This is a genomic window from Mesorhizobium sp. M0174, assembly GCF_040322275.1.
Taxonomy (GTDB): Bacteria; Pseudomonadota; Alphaproteobacteria; order Rhizobiales; family Rhizobiaceae; genus Mesorhizobium.
Window position 1 is genome coordinate 51,305 of sequence record NZ_JAMYTB010000002.1, and the last position, 14,376, is coordinate 65,680.

Genomic DNA, 14,376 nt, shown 5'->3' on the forward strand with positions numbered 1-14,376 from the left:
TCAACTACCCGCCATGGTGGCCAGGGCCGCCTTGTCGTAGACGCCGCGCATGGCGGTCGCCTGTCTTGCCAATGAAAATCTACGGCTTCGGCGGGCCGCTGCCTCACCGAGTTCTCGCCGGCGCTGCGCGTCACTGCACAGGCTGCTGATGCATCTGGCGAGATCGCTCGGATCGCGCGCGTCGTAGAACATGGCCGCGCCGTCCCACAGTTCGCGATAGGTCGAAATATCGGCGAGCACCAAAGGCGTCTTCGACATCGCGGCTTCCAGCGTGGCCAGACCGAACGGTTCGTAGCGCGACGGCGATACGAAAATGCCGGCCCGCGCCATCAGCAGGCGCACTTCCTCATGCGGTACCGGCCCGACGGGAACGGCGTGGCTGAAGCCAACATGCTGGCCGTCCGGGCCTTGCAGCGAGCCGGCGACGAAGACCGGCCATTGCGTGCGGGAAGCGGCCCGGTCCAGCACCGCCGCATTCTTTCCCTCGTCCCACCAGCGCGCAGCGGCGAAAACGACCGATTCCCGCCTTTCGCTCTTCGGCCCGGGCCGTGCACCGTTGCCGACGACGCTCAGGCGGGCGATCGGCCCGTAGCAGGTTTCCAGCATGTCGGCATGGCTGCGGCTGGGTGCAACGACCATGCCTGCGTCATCGAAACCGCGCCGGTTGCGGTCCTTTTGCCAGGCCCAATCGCCGTCCGCCGCCTGTCCTTTGACGGCGTGGAACCATGTCACCACGCAGGAATGCGACACCGCCACGACCGGGCAGGGCACGTCGAGCCCCGCAGCCTGCGTCGGCGCGTTGAGATGGACGATTTCGATGGCGTAGTCACGGATGAGCGGGAGCAGCTCCTGCTGCAACGCGTCGAGGTCTTGCTCGTCGCGGGTCATCCAGTCGGGCGGCGTGTTGAGCCAGGTCAGCGCCGCGAATGACTGGGCCTCCTCGGCCTGCTGCCTGGACGGTTCCGGACCAAGCCCGGCAAGCACGACACTGTCGCCTCCGGCGACGAGTTGCCTGGCCAGATCGAGCGCATAGCGCCAGACGCCGCCGACGGCATCGACAGTCATCAGGATGCGACGCGGCGGGCTCAGTGTCCGCAACATGTGGCCTCCAATTCAGCCAGCGGACGCGGACGCTTCTCCTGGATGTCGCTGAACGTCCGGAAGGATGCGAGGTAATGTTCATGCGCGCGCTCCCAGGCGAGATCGTCCGGCTCGCCCCAAAGTTCGCGGTAGCTGGGCGAACTCGGATAAGGATAAAGCGGCACCGGTTCGTTGGCCCAAACGCCGTTGTCGATCAGGTGCTTTCGCCAATAGTCGACCAGCGCGGGATCGTCTTCGACCACGCCGATGAGATTGGCCTGAACGAACGGCACATGGCGCCTGGCGTCGACCAGCAACGCAGCCAGTTCCTCGGTGCCCAGCCGGCAGCGTTTTGCCAGCATGGCGCGGCCTTCCACCGTCAGGCTTTCGAGCCCCGCCTCGATCGAGACGCAGCCGGCGGCGCCAAGCAGTTTCAGCAGTTCCGGTTTCCAGAGGTCGATCCGCGTCTGCACGCCGAACTTCACATCGCGATCGACCAGCGCTTCCAGCAATGCCTTTTGTGGCAGGAATATCTCGTCGATGAAGTAGATGTAGCCGACGCCCTGTGCGATCAGCCGGTCGATCTCGGCGATCACCGCTTCGTGGTTCCGACGGCGATAGGCGTCGCGGAAATCGATCTTGGCGCAGAAGCTGCAATTATACGGGCAGCCGCGCGAAGCCTCGACCTCGGCGCCAAAGCCGACCTGGTTGTCGTCGAAGCGGTGATGGTGGTGCGAATGGGCGGCAATCCAGTCCGATGGCCATTCGAGCGCTGGGTGATCGATGAACGAGCTCGCATGCGCGCTGCCGTTCGAAACCAGTTCTCCATCCTCAAAATGGGCGGTGGACGGCACAGCATTCCAGTCGTCGCGCCGGGCGAGTTCCGCGACCACTTCCTCGCATTCGCCGCGCACGACAATGTCGACGCCAAGCTTGCGCAAAGGCGGCGCCGGCGTCGCCGAGCCATGCGGCCCGACGGCGACGGTGCGGCCGCCGCGCCCGGCAAGATGGTTGAGAAACTCAGCCGGCACGCGCAACTCGGGCGGTGCGCAGCGCCAGAACAGGTAGGTCGGCGCGGTGCTGACGACGGTCATATCAGCCTCGAAAGCGGCGACGCGATCGGCAAGCGCGGCGTTGTCGAGCTTCTGGATCTGCCCGTCCAGCATCAGCACCTCGTGACCGGCGGCTTCGAGCAAGGCTTTCGAATAGCCGAGTTCGAGCGGCAGATGCGGCTGGCGGCAGCCGAAATAGATGCTGTCCTGGTAGGTCCAGGACGGATTGACCAGAGCGACCTTCATGCTACGTACCTCGCCGGTTCGGGATGCGGGTCGGCGCGATGACGCTGCAGCCAATCGGCGAGGTCGCGGATGCCGTTTCGCCACGAGACATGCGCTTTCCATCCCAGCGCCGCCTCGATCGCGCGTGTGTCGGCGACGAAGAACGGTTGGTCGCCGGTGCGTTCGCGGTCGTAACGGATCGAAACGTCCCGTTTCGTTATGTCGCAAATCTCCTTCAGTAGCATGCGCAGGCTGACGGCGTTTTCCGGTCCGCCGCCGAGATTGAATGCCTGGCCCTTGATTTCCTCGATCCGGTCGAGCACCGCGCGGTAGGCCGCGACCGCGTCGGCAACATGCAGGATGTCGCGCACCTGCTTGCCGTCGCCATAGATGGTGATCGGCCGGTCGGAAAACGCGCTAAGCAGGAAATGGGCGACCCAGCCCTGATCCTCCGTCCCGAACTGGCGCGGTCCATAGATGCAGCTCATGCGCAGCACCGCCGTCGGCAGATCGTATGACTTGGCGTAGTCGAGGACATACTGGTCCGCCGCGCCCTTGGAGCAGCCATAGGGCGTGCAGAAATCAAGGCCGCGCGTCTCGTCAATGCCGTGCGCCTGGATGCTGGCGTCGCAAGGCGCATATTTGCCGTCGTCTTCGCGCATCGCAATGTCAGCGAGCCGCCCATAGACCTTGTTGGTGCTGGCGAAAACGACGGGGATGCGTTTGCCGCTGCGGCGAGCGGCTTCCAGGACGTTGAACGTTCCGCGCAGGTTGATGTCGAAATCCTCGTCCGGCCGAACCAGGCTCGTGGTGACGGCGGTCTGCGCGGCAAAGTGGAAAACCGCCTTCGACCCAGCCACCAGCGGCATCAGCGCCTCCGATTCGCGGATGTCGATGATTTCAGTGGTGAGACGGCTGCCGTGCTTTTGCGTCAGCCATTCGAGGTTCTGCTCGACGCCGGGACGGCTCAGATTGTCGATGACCAGAACCGGTTCGCCATCCGACAACAGGCTGTCGGCGAGGTTGGAGCCGATGAAGCCGCTGCCGCCGATAACGGCGACGGGCGCTTCGCGAAAATCGGGTGAATCCGGTCTCATGATACCAGCCCTCGCGCTTCGAGTTCCCGCTTCATCTCGGCGCTGCGATCGATGGCGACGGTGTTGCGCACCCATGCGACGAAATCGCCGAGCGAATGCTCCAGCCGGTATTGCGGCTGGAAGCCGAGCAGTTCGCGCGCCTTCGATATGTCGGCAAAGCAATTGCGGATATCGCCGGAGCGTGCCTTGCCGAGGATTTCCGGCTGGCGGCCAGGCACGCCCATTGCTTCGGCGAGCAGCCGGGCGACGTCGCTGACTGCGTAGGCCCGCCCGCTGCCGATGTTGATGACGTGGCTGCGCGCCTGGGGCTGTTCCAGCGCCAGCCGGAAGGCGCGGGCAACGTCGCGCACGTGCACGAAATCGCGCTGCTGTTCGCCGTCCTCGAAAATCAGCGGTCGCTGGCCATTGGCGATGCGCGAGGCGAAGTTCGCCAGGACGCCGGTATACGGGTTCGAGAGCGCCTGTCCGGCGCCGAAGACATTGAACAGGCGCAGTGCCACCGCGTCGATGCCATAGGCTTCACCGAAGATCAGTACGGCGCGTTCCTGGGCGTATTTTGTCAGCGCGTAGATCGAGGCGAGGTCGACCAGTTTCTGCTCGTCGGTCGGCAGCGGCGATAGGACTTCGCCTTCCGGCGACAGGGGATTCCATTGGCCATTGCGGATGTCGTCCAGCTGCCGTCTTGCATTGTCGATGCGCCGGCCGTCCGGCGTGGCATAGAGACCCTCGCCATAGACGCTCATCGACGAAGCAACGACGATCCGTTCGATCGGGCGTTTGATCAGCGCTTCCAGCAGCGTGGCGGTGCCGAGGTCGTTGGCGCCGACATAGCGGGCGATCTCGTACATGGACTGGCCGACACCGACTTCGGCCGCCAGGTGAATGATCGCGTCGACATCGGCGACCGCCTCTGCGATGGCCTCGCGATCGCGAACGTCGCCTTTGATCAGCTTGGCGCCTGGCGGCAGGCTGATTGCCTCGCCGCCATGCACCTGGTCCAGCAACGCATCGAGAATTGAAACCCCATAGCCATGTTCAACGAGTTCCTGGGCGACGTGGCGGCCGATAAAACCGCAGCCTCCCGTGACCAGTATACGTTTCACGACAACTCCTCATACGAATGGCTTTGCCGCCCCAAACTTCCGGGCGAAAGGTTTGTTCCCTTGCTTCAACAAAGTTCCCGAGCGCTGCGCTCCGGAAGCGACCGCCTTGGGCTGGGCACGGGAACATCGAAGCGCGCTTGGTGTTAGGAGCCATAATCGACCAACCGCGCGCATATGCTCGGCAGCAATGCATCTGCTGGTTGTACGAGGCAGACCGGGATCTCGCGGTGTGCGGTGGAATCGAAGGGAGATTGGAATGTCTGAATCGAAGACGACCACCGATCATGATGAAATCCGCCGTTGGGCTGAGGATCGCGATGGCCGGCCGGCGGTGGTGCGCACCAAGGGCGAGGGCGGCATACTGCGCATCGACTTCGGCGAGCCTGAAGAGACGTTCGAGCCTGTCGAATGGGACGAGTTCTTCAGGATATTCGACGAGAACGAACTGGCCTTCCTCTACCAGGAAGAGACCAGCGGCGGCAAAACCAGCCGCTTCAACAAATTCGTCGAACGCAACCGGAAAGGCTGACCTCGTCTGATTGCCGACAACTGCCGCGGTCAGTGCAGCAGGTTCGCTCCACGTGCCCTGACGATGTTTCGCATGATGCCGTTGAGCCAGTCCTCGGTGGAGGAGCCGGATGGTCTCCGGTCGATTTCGCCGATAGCCTGTTCGAGCGTCCGCTCGACCAGCCGGTCGGAGGCCTCGACATCTCCCAGCAGCAGGCGCGCCGCGAGCCTGAGCTTAGGCAGCAGCGAAAATACGTCGTCCGAGGGCTCCGACGCTCGACCTCCTGTCGATGCCGACGTCTCGGCTGGAAAGAGAGCGTCGAAAACAGCCTGGGCGTCCGAGGATTTTCGGAGGCTGCTGGCATACCGAAGCCGCTCGGGAATAACGATGTCTTCATCGCCGCTGAAAAACACGAACGGCACGCCACGGCGCATCAGTTCGTCGGCGATCGGAAATACCCGTCGTCCGTTGAGATTGATGTCCAGGATCGCGGCTTCGGCCTCGTCCGTATGTTTCGATGCCTGTTCCACCGTCGCTACCGGGCCAAGCACCACGGCGCCCATCTTGCTGAAATAACGTGCAAGATCCCCCGCCAGCATCCATTCGTCCTCGACGATCAGGATATGCAGGCCTTGCAGGTCGCGCACCTCATTGTTCCTTCTTTCTGCGGGATCTACGCTTGTCGGCGCGGACTTCTGCAAAGTGGCGCTCCAATACCTCTTGCAACCGTTCCGCGAGCGCGAGCAGGCGAGGCGGAATGTTTTCAGATACCGGGAACTTGGTCAGATCCGGCGAGGGCAACAGAATTCGCTTGGCCGGCTTTATTTCAGGTGATCGTTTTGCCATTGGAACCGCCTCCAAAGTCAAATGTTAATGCCCACCGGCGGTACTTTGTTCCGTTGGTGGACTATTTACTGGCCTCAGGCTCGGCCCGGTCTTAATCTGAGGCGCGATTTGGGTCTAAGGCCCGATTTGACGGCTTTGTGTTTGCGGCTGTTACCAGGGGCTTGGCGTGGCATCCCAGAATGGAAGATTTCCCATAGTCGGGGTCGGCGCATCGGCCGGCGGCATTCCCGCGATGGAGGGCCTGTTCAAAGGGCTGACCGGCGACACCGGCATGGCGTTCGTCGTCGTCACGCATCTCAGCCCGGAGCGGGAAAGCCTGCTGCACGAGGTCATCCGACGTTATACCGAAATGCCGGTCTTGGTGGCCGAGGAGGGGGCAGCGGTCCAACCCGACCAGGTCTATGTGATGCCGCAAAACGTTGTCCTCACCATCCGTAAGGGCGCGCTTTCGCTGCGCCGGCCGAACACGCTCAACCGCGAGCGCAAGCCGATCGATATCTTCTTCAGCGCATTGGCCGAGGACCAGGGCGAGTATGCCGTCGGCATTATTTTGTCGGGTGGCGATTCGGACGGCACGCTCGGCGCCAGGGCAATTAAGGAGCATGGCGGGCTGACCATTGCCCAGGCCTCCAACGGTTCCGGCCCCCGCAATCCAGATATGCCGCAGAGCGCGATTTCGAGCGGCCTGATCGACATAGCGGCGCCCGCCGAGCAGATCGGTGCAAAGCTTCAGGCGTTTGTCCGCGGTTTCGACGTGCTGAACGGCCTGACCGAAGCGGACGACGAACGCAAGGCCGAGATAGATCGAGCCCGCGATGAAATCTACGCCATTCTGCGCAGCCATTCCGGTCACGACTTTTCCGGCTACAAGGCCAAGACGTTCCTGCGTCGCGTAAAGCGGCGCATGCAGATAACGCAGCTACAGTCGATCAGCACCTACATAGAACGGCTGAAGAGGGATCCCGACGAGGTGGCGAAGCTGTTTCGCGACCTGCTCATCAATGTCACCAGCTTTTTTCGGGACGCCGAAGCGTTCAAATTGCTGGAGGACAAGATCATACCGCAGATTTTCGAGGGCAGGAACGCGTCCGATGCGGTGCGTGTCTGGGTGCCCGGCTGCGCCACCGGCGAGGAGGTGTTCTCGATCGGCATGCTGATGCGCGAGCGCATGGAGAAACTTCCCGCGCCGCCGCGCGTCCAGATATTCGCGACCGACATCGACGAGCCGGCGCTCGCGGTGGCGCGTGCGGCGCGTTATCCCGAAGCGCTGCTGCACGGGCTATCGCCACAGCGCAGGCAACGCTTTTTCCACAGCGACGGCGAGAGCTATGTGCTGGCCAAAGAGGTGCGCGAACTCTGCATTTTTTCCCCGCACAGCGTCATCCGCGATCCTCCGTTCTCGCGTATGGATATGATTTCGTGCCGCAACCTGTTGATCTATTTCGGCCCGCAGATCCAGAACCGGGTCGTCCCGATCTTCCACTATGCGCTGAGGCCGGGCGGTTATCTGTTCCTCGGCACCTCGGAAAGCGTCGGTCAGCACGGCGACCTGTTCGCCACGGTCGATAAAAAGCAGCGGATATTCCAGGCGCGGGAACATGCCACGCCGCGACCGCCGGTCCTGATCGGCAATGGCTTCACAGCTGCCCTGCCGGCGGGACGCCGTGGCTCAAAAAACGATGGCGCGAGCCATTCGCTGCGCCAGGCAATCGAGGCTCAGGTGCTGGAGCGGTTCGCCCCGCCTCACGTGCTGGTCAATGGCGATGGCGACGTCGTCTACTATTCGGGGCGGACGGGTAAATATCTGGAAGCGCCGCAAGGTGCCCCGAGCCGGCAGTTGCTGACCTTGGCCCGCCGCGGGCTGAGACTTGAGATGCGCGCCGCGTTGCGGGAAGCAGCAACGACGCGCCGCACGGTCGTGCGGGAGAACATAGCGGTCGAAGAAGACGACGGACAGCTTCAGTTCATTACACTGACAGTCGAGCCGTACACGGAACGCAGCAATGGCGAGCCCCTCTACCTCGTCCTGTTCAATCCGGTGGGGCAGGCCCAGATACGCTCCGATCCGGCCCGCGAAAGCCGCGGCACAGACGACGCGGCCGATCTCGAACGGGAGTTGCGCGACACGCGCGAGCGGCTGCAGTCGACCATCGAGGAGTACGAAACCGCGCTGGAGGAAGTAAAATCTTCGAACGAGGAACTCGTCTCCGTCAATGAAGAGGCACAGTCGACGAATGAGGAGCTTGAGGCCTCGAAGGAGGAAATGCAGTCGCTCAACGAAGAGCTCAACACCATCAATGCGGAACTGACCGGCAAGATAGAGGAACTCGATCGCGCCAACAGCGATCTCAGAAACTTGTTCGAAAGCACGGAAATCGCCACCATCTTCCTCGACCGCAACCTTGTGGTGCGAACCTTTACTCCTGCCGCGTCGTCGTTCTTCAACTTGCGTCCGTCAGATGTCGGCCGACCGCTGACCGATCTTTCGAGCCAACTCGACTACCCCGAGTTGAAGCGGCACATCCAGGCGGTGTTCGAGACGGGAGAGACCCTGAACCATCACCTTGCGCGCGACGACAAGGGCCGGTTCTACCTGGTCCGCATCAACCCTTACCGGGACAAAGGCGGCAGCATCCAAGGCGTGGTCGTGACACTGATCGACGTGACGACACTGGCGCAGGCGGAAGAGCGTCAGCAGGTGCTCATCTCGGAGCTGAACCATCGCGTCAAGAACATGCTGGCGGTTGTCGCCAGCATCACCAACCGGACGCGGGAATACTCGGCGTCAAAAGACGAGTTCGCTGAAGCTTTGATCGGCCGTCTGCATGCAATGTCACGAGCCTACAGTCTGCTCTCGCGCGAAAGCTGGACGGAAGCCTCCGTCGAGGAACTGCTGCGCCAGGAGCTTGGTCCCTTCGGGGCCGAACGGTTCGAGCTCGATGGCAAGCGGGTAAGCCTCAAGCCTGTACAGGGGCTTTCGTTCGGCATGGCAATCCATGAACTGGCGACCAATGCCGCTAAATATGGCGCACTGTCGAAGCCTGCCGGGCGGATAATTGTGAAATGGTCGGTGGTGGATGGAACCTTCAAGCTCGTCTGGCGCGAGAAGGGCGGCCCCCGCATCAAGGAGCCAACCGACAGCGGCTTCGGCCTTACCCTTCTGCGCGGAGAAATCGGCTACAGGCTGGGCGGAAAAATTGAAACAACTTTCCGCTCAAATGGTTTGGAGGCGGAAATTGCATTCCCTCTGACCCGCGAGGGCTCGTCGTGACCGGAAAGGTGCGTGTGCTGATCGTCGAGGATGAATGGCTGATCGCCGACGACGCGGCGGCTTACCTGCGCAAAGCCGGCCATCAGGTGGTTGGACCGGTTTCGTCGGTAACGGCAGCACTTCGGCTCGTTGGCGAAGGCGGCATCGACGCGGCGTTGTTGGATATCCAGTTGAACGACGAAACCAGCTATCCGATCGCGGAAGCGTTGCAAACGCGCGGTGTTCCGTTCGCCTTCCTCTCCGGGTACGGCGAACGCGAAATTCCAGCCGGGTTCCGCGCTTGCAGGATCGTGCAGAAGCCGGCGAGCCAAAGTGCGATTTTGAATGCCGTAGATGAACTCGCGCGCGCCGGCTGAATTCCTGTCGTTCCAGCGGGCCCGCCTTTTCAATCCAGCGGCTTGTCGGTGGGGCAGCGAGGTGCCAGCCTGCCGCCGCCGATTCCGGTCGAGGCCTTCCGGAACCATTTCCGCCATCGTTTGTTCGGCTCGAAGAAAGGAGCCGCGCGAAATGGAGCGACGTAACGCGTTAATTGCGATGGTGATTTCGGCCATCATCATCGTCGGCTTTCTCATAGGCTTTCTGTACGGCGATATGGGCTGGCAAACCTCGCCGCTCAAAAGAGCCCCTGAACAGAACCAGGGTGGCAATGCTCCGGCCGATACCTCGCCTGCCGCCGGCATCAAGAAGAACCCCAAGGAAAATACCGAAATGCCAGGCCAGCAATGAAGGCCGGTCCAGCAATGAAGTTAACCAATGCCACGAACTGAAACGGGCTCCTGTTTTTGCGGCGCCATAACGGCGGAGATGCGCGGCGAGCCTTTCTGGATTTGCTCCGATCACGATGACGACTGTCGCAAGGCGATAGGAAGCCCTCTGACGGTGTGGGTCGGTTATCGGCCTTCCGAATTCACGTTGCTCACCGGCACGCCGAGGACCTTTTCGAAAACCTCCGGCGTGCTCCGGTCCTTCTGCGCGGATTGCGGGACATCGATCGGCTATGTCGACCAAGGGTTGCCCGACGAACTCTATCTGGCAATCGGCTTTCTCGATCATCCCGAACGGTTTCCGCCACAGGCCCATGCATACTGGGACATGAGGTTGCCCTGGGTCGACTTTCCAGACGAGCTGCCGCGGGTGGGGACGTATTCGAGGCGGCGAGATCCGACCTTCGGAAATCCGGCGGAACGCTAGCCTGGGGTCCTTGCAAGTTGGAAGACGTGCCATCGGGGCTGCGTACGAAAACGACAGTTGGCGCGGGGCCGAAAACGCGCAATTATCGGCCGATGAGCCGCCGTTTGGATGACAAGCTCGATTGCAAGGCGTGCGGGACGATCCTGATGGATATTCCCGACGACCCGAAGGATTCGACGCCGATCTATTGCAGCAATTGCGGCGCCTATCTCGGCGAATGGGGCGAACTGCAGGAGGATTTCTATAAACAGGCTTTCGGTGCCCAGGCCTTCGATCTGAACCACGGAACCATCATCAAGAAATAACCCCGGATTGTGCAGGCGTCCCCTGGGCTCAAGCCGTGGTCCGGGACCCGGCTCGTAGCGACAAGCGCCGTTCGTATCGGACCCTCGGGAACCTTTCTCCCGACCCGCTTGTTTGGGTGGCGGAAGGAGAAACGCCATGAGCACAAAACCTCCCCCTGTTCCACCGGAGAATCTGAGCCCAAAAGGAGCCGGTGACAAAAAAACGGTAGCCGCCGACCAAGCACCGCACGGCCAATCGACCGTGCCGGATCCCGACAAGCAGGGCCAGCAAGGCAATACGAAGGTCAACACCACCCACCAAGGCAACGTCCAGGATCGCTAGGTCATGTCCACGTCGAAGAAGACTCCTGCCAGCATCCGCCAGGGTGGTCCTGGCGCGGCGCACGAAAACGCCAAGAAGCCGCTGAGCGTCGAAAAGCCGCCCGCCGATCCCGACCGGCGCAGCCACAGCAAGGTCTCCGGTGGCGGCGGCGAACGCGACAGCCACCATACCCACGACCCCGAAAAGAAGGGCGACACCCGGCCTGCGCATCAGGGCAAGTGAAATCTGGTGGCGACGCGAAGATCGGTGGCTCGAGCGAAATTTCAGCGGGGACGGCGCGCCGAGGCGAACGGCACGACATTGTCGACATTTGCCGTCGGCAAATCAAACAGCATCGGAAGCCCCCGCGTCGCGGCCATCTCCACGATCAGCTCTTCGATGGAGTGATTGGTCAGACGTGTCTCGACGCCCAGCCGGATCATCGCCGCCAGCTTGTGCACCGGCACCGGCACGGACTTCGCCCGGTCGTCGAGCAGCTTGCTGATTTCGATGACGACGTCTGCGTCGATATCCCTAGGCAAGTCTCGCATAAGCGCCTCCCCGCCAAACGAAACGAAAAGCCCGCCGCACCTTTCGATACGGCGGGCGATCCAGTAATGCGCACCGGCGAGGGGATCGGATGGGCGTGCCGGCGCGCGCAGATCGCAAGTATTTTTAGTTAAATCCGCCAGCCTCGATGTGTCACGCGAAAACGTCTGTACGTTTTTACCGAACCGCGCGGATCGCTGGCTCTCCTCGCGTCGCGCGGCGCAACCCACGGATGGCGTGACCCTCTGCCCTCCGGACAACGAACCTAAACAGTATACATTATAAACTTAAAACATCTTGCCAGGCGATCCAGCCTGTGCTCCACTTCGCATTGGAACGTGGTCTGCAGGTCGAATTCTATCGATATGTAGCTGCAATTCCAACGGATCACTGCGAGAACACCAGCCTCAAACGATATACGAAATCTTCGCATGGGAAGGCGTGGATGACGGAAACGATAGAGCTCAAACGGGTTGGCGATGGCAATCTGCGTGCCCAGGTCTATCAACAAATCCGTCTGACCATACAGCATGGCGAATTGGCGCCTGGCCAGAAGCTCGTCGATGTAGACATTGCCGCCCAGCTCGGTATTTCCAGAATGCCTGTCCGCGACGCCTTGATGCAGTTGGTGCATGAGGGCTATCTCGTCGGCACCACACGCGGCTTCACCCTGCCCACGCTTACCGCGACGGATGTCGCCGACATCTTCGAGGTCCGCCGCTTGCTCGAGCCGCGGGCCGCCGCACACGCTGCGCGGACACTCGACGCCGCTGGCCTCAAGACGCTTGCGGCCGCGCTTCGGGAGGCGGAGGCTGCGGCCGCCGCCGGCGATGCCGACCGCTTCTTCCAGGCCAATTCGGCATTCAGGAATTGTTGGCTCGGCGCTGTCGCGAACCAGCGCCTTTCACAAACCATTGCAAGGTTCGCCGACCATGTCCTCGTCGTTCGTTTAAGGACGCTGTCGCACCAGCCGACGCAGGCCGTCGTCGTGGCCGGCATGCGCGCAATCTATGAGGCATTCGTCAAGCGCGACGCCGTCGCCGCTTACGACCGCATGACCCACTTCATTCAGAACGCCGAGGAGCGTTTCACGAAGCTGAGCCCACCGTCTCAACATTCCACCGGTGAAGGTGAGAACATGTCGCAGCCGGGGAAATCATGATCAGGAAGCAGCACCCGCTGAAAGGGCCGAACAGGTTCAAGCTCGGCGTCTTTTCCATGAACGCCGATGGCGGCCTGGCAATGACCACCGTTCCCGAGCGCTGGCGTGCCCGCTGGGAAGACAACCTCAATTCCGCCTGCATCGCCGACCGCGCCGGCCTCGAGTTTCTGCTGCCGATCGCCCGCTGGCGCGGCTTCGGCGGTTTGACGCATGTGCGGGAATGGTCGTTTGAGACGTTCACCTGGGCGGCGGGTCTTGCTGTCGCCACGGAAAACATCGGCCTGTTCATGACGGTGCATGTGCCGCTGGTTCATCCGCTGCAGGCTGCCAAAGCGCTTGCGACGGTCGACCACATCTCCAACGGGCGTGCCGGCTTGAACATCGTCTGCGGCTGGAACCCGGACGAGTTCGCCATGTTCGGGCAGACGGTCGGCGAGCGGACCTACGATCAGGCCGAGGAATGGATCAACATCATCGTGCGTGCCTATCAATCGAGGGAGCCGTTCGACTTCAGCGGCGAGTTCTATGATCTGAAGAGTGTCGTTAGCCGGCCGCCAAGCTTGCAAGTGCCACGACCGGTGACCATGAACGCCGCCTTCGGCGCGCCGGGGCGCAACTACGCGGCGCGCCACTGTGACTATCTGTTTTCGACTTTTTCCGAAATTGCCGACGGCCGTGCGCATGTGGTCGACATTACCAACCGCGCGGCCGAAGTCGGGCGCGAAGTCGGCGTCTATACGGTCTGTCACGTCGTCTGCCGGGAGACCCAGCAGGAAGCCGAGGACTACTACCGGCACTACGCGCTGGAATGCGCGGACGAGGGTGCCGTCGACGAGCATATGCGCAAGAAGAAGGAATTCGCGAACTCGCATGACGCGAAGGCCTTCACCGAATATCGGCAGAGGTTCGCCGGCGGTGCCGGGACGTTCCCGCTCATAGGCACGCCGGAAAAGATCGTCGACGACCTCGCCGAGATCATGGAACAGGGTTATTCCGGCGCCGCCCTCACATTCGTCAACTACACCTACGAACTGCCCTTCTTCTGCGACCGCGTGCTGCCGCTGATGCGCCAGGCCGGGCTTCGAGTAAATTGATGCCGGCGGCCGCCATTCCGACGCTATGGGTGGATGGGCACAACGCCATCGATCCGCGCGCGTTCAAGCAGGCTATGCGGGCCGTGGCGGGCTCCGTCGCCATCCTCGCGTCGGAGCATGACGAGATCGGCTTTTGCGGCATCACGGCGACCGCTCTCTGCTCGTTCAGTGCCGAGCCGCCTTCGCTGCTTGCCTGTGTCAACCGCGGCAGCACCTTTGCCTCGGCCATTCGCGAAGGTTTGCCTTTTTCGGTCAATCTTCCCGCCGGCGACCAGGAGAACGTTGTGCGTGCCTTTGGCGGCATGACCAAAGCCAAGGGCGCCGCGCGGTTCTCGTCCGGATCATGGGTGCGCGGCGAAACCGGCGCGCCCTTGCTTGTCGGCGCGCGGGCAATGTTCGAGTGCGTGGTGGCCGAAATCATCGTGCGGGCGTCGCACATGATTGTCATCGGCATCGTCTCGGGCGTTGCGCTGGATCGCGCTCACCGATCGCCGGTCTTCTACGCGCATGGGCGGTTCCTGACAGTAGGAGATGATGTCAACTAACCGCCGTTCGTGTGGCGGCGAAGCGTGCAATTTCAGATCGGCCCGAT

General features: G+C 62.1%; 19 protein-coding genes. 11 read left to right on the forward strand and 8 right to left on the reverse strand.

The features are described from left to right. From NKJ13_RS03700 to NKJ13_RS03715, 4 genes are read right to left on the reverse strand one after another with little or no spacing between them, the layout of a single operon-like run. The gene (locus NKJ13_RS03700; protein ID WP_352701911.1) at positions 1-1,101 is read right to left on the reverse strand and encodes a glycosyltransferase family 4 protein; all 1,101 of its coding nucleotides are present in this window, start codon (positions 1,099-1,101) and stop codon (positions 1-3) included. After that, complete coding sequence (locus NKJ13_RS03705; RefSeq protein WP_352737243.1) at positions 1,086-2,378, reverse strand: TIGR04295 family B12-binding domain-containing radical SAM protein; 1,293 nt, start codon at positions 2,376-2,378, stop codon at positions 1,086-1,088. The genes NKJ13_RS03700 and NKJ13_RS03705 overlap by 16 nt, the downstream gene beginning before the upstream one ends. After that, positions 2,375-3,454, reverse strand: coding sequence for an NAD-dependent epimerase/dehydratase family protein (locus NKJ13_RS03710; protein WP_352737242.1), 1,080 nt, complete (start codon positions 3,452-3,454; stop codon positions 2,375-2,377). The genes NKJ13_RS03705 and NKJ13_RS03710 overlap by 4 nt, the downstream gene beginning before the upstream one ends. After that, positions 3,451-4,557 (reverse strand): NAD-dependent epimerase/dehydratase family protein, encoded by a 1,107-nt coding sequence (locus NKJ13_RS03715; RefSeq protein ID WP_352737241.1) that lies wholly within the window; start codon positions 4,555-4,557, stop codon positions 3,451-3,453. The genes NKJ13_RS03710 and NKJ13_RS03715 overlap by 4 nt, the downstream gene beginning before the upstream one ends. A gap of 256 nt (positions 4,558-4,813) precedes the next feature. On the opposite strand from NKJ13_RS03715, the gene NKJ13_RS03720 reads away from it, so the two are divergent. Beyond that, on the forward strand, positions 4,814-5,086 hold the full coding sequence (locus NKJ13_RS03720; RefSeq protein WP_352505415.1) for a hypothetical protein: 273 nt from the start codon (positions 4,814-4,816) through the stop codon (positions 5,084-5,086). Positions 5,087-5,115: 29 nt separating this feature from the next. Here the strand turns inward: NKJ13_RS03720 and NKJ13_RS03725 are convergent, their stop codons facing one another. Next, positions 5,116-5,712, reverse strand: a complete 597-nt coding sequence (locus NKJ13_RS03725) for a response regulator (protein WP_352505414.1) — start codon at positions 5,710-5,712, stop codon at positions 5,116-5,118. A gap of 1 nt (position 5,713) precedes the next feature. Further along, on the reverse strand, positions 5,714-5,911 hold the full coding sequence (locus NKJ13_RS03730) for a hypothetical protein (protein ID WP_352645256.1): 198 nt from the start codon (positions 5,909-5,911) through the stop codon (positions 5,714-5,716). Positions 5,912-6,077: 166 nt separating this feature from the next. Between NKJ13_RS03730 and NKJ13_RS03735 the strand changes: the two genes are divergently transcribed. The 7 genes from NKJ13_RS03735 to NKJ13_RS03765 all read left to right on the forward strand — a co-directional run bounded on the left by NKJ13_RS03735 (position 6,078) and on the right by NKJ13_RS03765 (position 11,222). Next, entirely contained in the window at positions 6,078-9,182 is a 3,105-nt protein-coding gene (locus NKJ13_RS03735; protein ID WP_352701896.1) for a CheR family methyltransferase, read from the forward strand. A 14-nt stretch (positions 9,183-9,196) separates the two neighbouring features. Then, complete coding sequence (locus NKJ13_RS03740) at positions 9,197-9,538, forward strand: response regulator (RefSeq protein ID WP_352505411.1); 342 nt, start codon at positions 9,197-9,199, stop codon at positions 9,536-9,538. Then, on the forward strand, positions 9,516-9,908 hold the full coding sequence (locus tag NKJ13_RS03745; protein ID WP_352737240.1) for a hypothetical protein: 393 nt from the start codon (positions 9,516-9,518) through the stop codon (positions 9,906-9,908). Before NKJ13_RS03740 ends, NKJ13_RS03745 begins: the two co-directional genes overlap by 23 nt. 27 nt (positions 9,909-9,935) lie before the next feature. Next, entirely contained in the window at positions 9,936-10,373 is a 438-nt protein-coding gene (locus NKJ13_RS03750) for a GFA family protein (protein ID WP_352505410.1), read from the forward strand. A 104-nt stretch (positions 10,374-10,477) separates the two neighbouring features. Beyond that, positions 10,478-10,678 (forward strand): hypothetical protein, encoded by a 201-nt coding sequence (locus NKJ13_RS03755; protein WP_352701892.1) that lies wholly within the window; start codon positions 10,478-10,480, stop codon positions 10,676-10,678. Positions 10,679-10,814: 136 nt separating this feature from the next. Then, on the forward strand, positions 10,815-11,000 hold the full coding sequence (locus tag NKJ13_RS03760) for a hypothetical protein (protein WP_352701890.1): 186 nt from the start codon (positions 10,815-10,817) through the stop codon (positions 10,998-11,000). 3 nt (positions 11,001-11,003) lie between these two features. Then, the gene (locus NKJ13_RS03765) at positions 11,004-11,222 is read left to right on the forward strand and encodes a hypothetical protein (protein WP_352701888.1); all 219 of its coding nucleotides are present in this window, start codon (positions 11,004-11,006) and stop codon (positions 11,220-11,222) included. Positions 11,223-11,263: 41 nt separating this feature from the next. On the opposite strand, the gene NKJ13_RS03770 is transcribed toward NKJ13_RS03765, so the two are convergent. Then, entirely contained in the window at positions 11,264-11,530 is a 267-nt protein-coding gene (locus NKJ13_RS03770) for a hypothetical protein (RefSeq protein WP_352701886.1), read from the reverse strand. 263 nt (positions 11,531-11,793) lie between these two features. Continuing rightward, positions 11,794-12,162 carry a hypothetical protein gene (locus NKJ13_RS03775; protein ID WP_352777443.1) on the reverse strand — a complete coding sequence of 123 codons (369 nt, stop codon included), beginning with the start codon at positions 12,160-12,162 and terminating at the stop codon, positions 11,794-11,796. On the opposite strand from NKJ13_RS03775, the gene NKJ13_RS03780 reads away from it, so the two are divergent. The 3 genes from NKJ13_RS03780 to NKJ13_RS03790 are packed head-to-tail and all read left to right on the forward strand — an operon-like array spanning position 12,067 to position 14,329. After that, complete coding sequence (locus tag NKJ13_RS03780; protein WP_352777418.1) at positions 12,067-12,690, forward strand: GntR family transcriptional regulator; 624 nt, start codon at positions 12,067-12,069, stop codon at positions 12,688-12,690. The two genes, NKJ13_RS03775 and NKJ13_RS03780, sit on opposite strands and share 96 nt — an antisense overlap. Further along, positions 12,690-13,784, forward strand: coding sequence for an LLM class flavin-dependent oxidoreductase (locus NKJ13_RS03785; protein ID WP_352737305.1), 1,095 nt, complete (start codon positions 12,690-12,692; stop codon positions 13,782-13,784). The genes NKJ13_RS03780 and NKJ13_RS03785 overlap by 1 nt, the downstream gene beginning before the upstream one ends. Next, positions 13,784-14,329 (forward strand): flavin reductase family protein, encoded by a 546-nt coding sequence (locus NKJ13_RS03790; RefSeq protein WP_352688599.1) that lies wholly within the window; start codon positions 13,784-13,786, stop codon positions 14,327-14,329. The genes NKJ13_RS03785 and NKJ13_RS03790 overlap by 1 nt, the downstream gene beginning before the upstream one ends. Positions 14,330-14,376 lie beyond the last annotated feature (47 nt).

Excerpts from the sequence above, each read along its gene's own strand:
- NKJ13_RS03700 (WP_352701911.1), bottom strand. The coding sequence starts at position 1,101 with ATGTTGCGGACACTGAGCCCGCCGCGTCGCATCCTGATGACTGTCGAT.
- NKJ13_RS03775 (WP_352777443.1), bottom strand. The coding sequence starts at position 12,162 with ATGCACCAACTGCATCAAGGCGTCGCGGACAGGCATTCTGGAAATACC.
- NKJ13_RS03790 (WP_352688599.1), top strand. The coding sequence starts at position 13,784 with ATGCCGGCGGCCGCCATTCCGACGCTATGGGTGGATGGGCACAACGCC.
- NKJ13_RS03720 (WP_352505415.1), top strand. The coding sequence starts at position 4,814 with ATGTCTGAATCGAAGACGACCACCGATCATGATGAAATCCGCCGTTGG.
- NKJ13_RS03765 (WP_352701888.1), top strand. The coding sequence starts at position 11,004 with ATGTCCACGTCGAAGAAGACTCCTGCCAGCATCCGCCAGGGTGGTCCT.
- NKJ13_RS03750 (WP_352505410.1), top strand. The coding sequence starts at position 9,936 with ATGCCACGAACTGAAACGGGCTCCTGTTTTTGCGGCGCCATAACGGCG.
- NKJ13_RS03760 (WP_352701890.1), top strand. The coding sequence starts at position 10,815 with ATGAGCACAAAACCTCCCCCTGTTCCACCGGAGAATCTGAGCCCAAAA.
- NKJ13_RS03710 (WP_352737242.1), bottom strand. The coding sequence starts at position 3,454 with ATGAGACCGGATTCACCCGATTTTCGCGAAGCGCCCGTCGCCGTTATC.
- NKJ13_RS03730 (WP_352645256.1), bottom strand. The coding sequence starts at position 5,911 with ATGGCAAAACGATCACCTGAAATAAAGCCGGCCAAGCGAATTCTGTTG.
- NKJ13_RS03745 (WP_352737240.1), top strand. The coding sequence starts at position 9,516 with ATGAACTCGCGCGCGCCGGCTGAATTCCTGTCGTTCCAGCGGGCCCGC.
- NKJ13_RS03705 (WP_352737243.1), bottom strand. The coding sequence starts at position 2,378 with ATGAAGGTCGCTCTGGTCAATCCGTCCTGGACCTACCAGGACAGCATC.
- NKJ13_RS03770 (WP_352701886.1), bottom strand. The coding sequence starts at position 11,530 with ATGCGAGACTTGCCTAGGGATATCGACGCAGACGTCGTCATCGAAATC.